3 protein-coding genes and 1 pseudogene are annotated in these 2,312 nt (G+C 61.5%); all 4 read right to left on the bottom strand.

Going from position 1 to position 2,312, the window contains the following annotated elements:
- The coding region (locus ACQKP2_RS32545; RefSeq protein WP_427579453.1) for a hypothetical protein at positions 1-79 on the bottom strand (79 nt) is incomplete at its 3' end.
- 87 nt (positions 80-166) lie between these two features.
- Entirely contained in the window at positions 167-976 is an 810-nt protein-coding gene (locus ACQKP2_RS32540; RefSeq protein WP_427582345.1) for a methyl-accepting chemotaxis protein, read from the bottom strand.
- A gap of 48 nt (positions 977-1,024) precedes the next feature.
- Positions 1,025-2,050, bottom strand: a pseudogene (locus tag ACQKP2_RS32535) (HAMP domain-containing protein); the annotation flags it as partial.
- Positions 2,051-2,171: 121 nt separating this feature from the next.
- Positions 2,172-2,312 (bottom strand): aldehyde dehydrogenase family protein (locus ACQKP2_RS32530; protein ID WP_074198521.1); only part of this gene is annotated, 141 nt, incomplete at its 5' end.

Raw genomic sequence — 2,312 nt, 5'->3', positions numbered from 1 at the left:
TGGCCTTGTAGGTCGCCTCGTCGGTCAGGGTATTGGCCAGAACCTCGGGACGAACGGGATACAGGGAAGCCGCACTCATCTTTCTTACCTCGGTGCAATTGTTGTTCAAGTGATCGGTAACGGGCGGGTTGTCCCGCCTCGGTTCAACGCCATCCGATGGCGCCATTCAAATCCTGAAGCGACTCAGGAGCTGGTCCTGCTGACCGACATACCCCGCCATCGCCGAGCACTGGCGAACCTGCTTTTCGGCACTGTCGGAGACCTCCAGGCTGATATCGCGGATGTTGGTCGTGTTGCGATTGATCTCTTCGGACGTCGCGCTCTGTTCCTGCGCGGCGGTGGCGATCTGCAGGTTCATGTCGTTGATCCGGTAAATCGCTTCACGTATGCGCTCCAGCGTCGCGTTGGCGGCATTGGCATCGCCGGCCGTCTTGCTGGCGGCGTCGCGGCTTTGCTGCATTCGCGCCTGGGCGTGTTTCACCCCTGCCTGCAGTTGATCGATCATCTGGCGAATTTCCTGGGTCGATTGCTGCGTACGCGAGGCCAGCGAACGCACCTCATCGGCCACCACGGCAAAACCGCGCCCGGTCTCCCCTGCCCGCGCCGCCTCGATGGCGGCATTGAGCGCAAGCAGATTGGTCTGGTCGGCGATGCCGGTGATGACGGCCACGATGGATTCGATGCTTTGACTGAGCGAGGACAATTCGTTGATGGCACGACCGGTGTCGTCCATCTCCGCCGCCAGGCGATTGATCGCCCCTGTCGAGCGAGACACCAGCGCCACGCCGACTTCGGTTTCCTCGTTGGCGGCAATCGCCGCCTCGGCTGCGGCCTGGGCATTGCGCGCCACGCCCTCGGCCGTCGAGGCCATCTCTTGCATGGCCGTGGTCAATTGATCCAGTTCCTGCAACTGGTTCTGAACCCGACTGGCCGCCTGATCCGCCTCGCTGGACGTCGCCGTGGTGCTCTCGCGCACTTGCTGCGAGCCACTCTTTACATCGCCGATCAGCGTCTTGAGATGCTGCAGGAGCCGGTTGAACTCCCCGGACACCTGGGCGATTTCATCATGGCCATGCACCGGTAGTTCACGGGTCAAATCCCCGCTGCCTCGATTGATATCCGCGAGCGATTCCTTGAGCTGATCCAGCGGCCAGAGCAGACGCCTGACCAGCAGCCCCAACAGCAACAGGCTGAGCACAACGCCCAGGCCAGTGCCGATGACCGCGCGCCAGGTCAAGGTATGGGCGGCGGCCATGACAATGTCCTGGTCCAGCACCACGCCGATGTACCAGTCCATGCCCTTCAGGCCGGTGAGCGGAATGAAGGAAACCAGCCGGGGCTTTCCACCGACGCTGACTTCCTGAAGCTGACTGCCGAGCGCCAGCGCGTTTCCTGCAAACAGCTCGCTGTAGGGCTTGCCGTTCAGTTCGGCGTCCGGGTGGGAAATGATGTTGCCACTCTTGCTCAGCAGGAATGCATAACCGGCCCCGCCGAAATCCAGGGTATTGATGGCATCGGCCACCGACGTCAGGCGGATGTCACCGCCAAACACGCCGAGCAACCGCCCGGCATCGCTGATCCGGGCGACAGCCGAGATCAGGATCTCCCCCGTGGTGGAGTCCTTGTAGGGTTCGGTCAGCACCGCCTGGCTAGCGGCCTTGCCGGTCGCGTACCAAGGGCGGGTACGCCCGTCATAGTCAGGTTTCGGATTCCAGGAAGCGCTGTTCTTGATCGGTTTCCCGTCGGACTCAAGGGCACCGAATACCAACTTGAATTCATCTTTGAGAATGGGCGAATCGATGATTCTCTGGGTCGCTTGCGCGCTGTACTGGCTGTCGATCGCCTGGGCGGCCAGGTCCATCAGGCCAAGTTTGCCGTTGAGCCAGTTTTCGATCTGGCGCGCCACTGCATTGCTCGTTTCGCTGATGCTCGCCTCGACCTGGTGACGCAGGATCGTGCGGACCTGCTCTACCTGGACCAGCGACAGCAGACTGGTCGTGACCAACAGCACACAAGCAGCCACAAGGCTGACCTTGTAACGGATTTTCATCGAGGGCTCCGCGCGGCGAGAAGTTGATTATTCGCTGTTTTGAGATCGCCATCGCGAGCAGGCTCGCTCCTGTAGGAGCCGAGCTTGCTGGCGAAGGCCGTTACGCGATATCGCGCCGGATTTAGAAGAAGCCCAGCGGATTGATGTCGTAGCTCACCAGCAGGTTCTTGGTCTGCTGGTAGTGGTCGAGCATCATCTTGTGGGTTTCACGGCCGACGCCGGACTTTTTGTACCCGCCGAACGCGGCGTGCGCCGGGTACAG

Source organism: Pseudomonas sp. NPDC089569, from assembly GCF_050280625.1.
Lineage (GTDB): Bacteria > Pseudomonadota > Gammaproteobacteria > Pseudomonadales > Pseudomonadaceae > Aquipseudomonas.
This window is presented reverse-complemented; position numbering and strand designations above follow the sequence as displayed.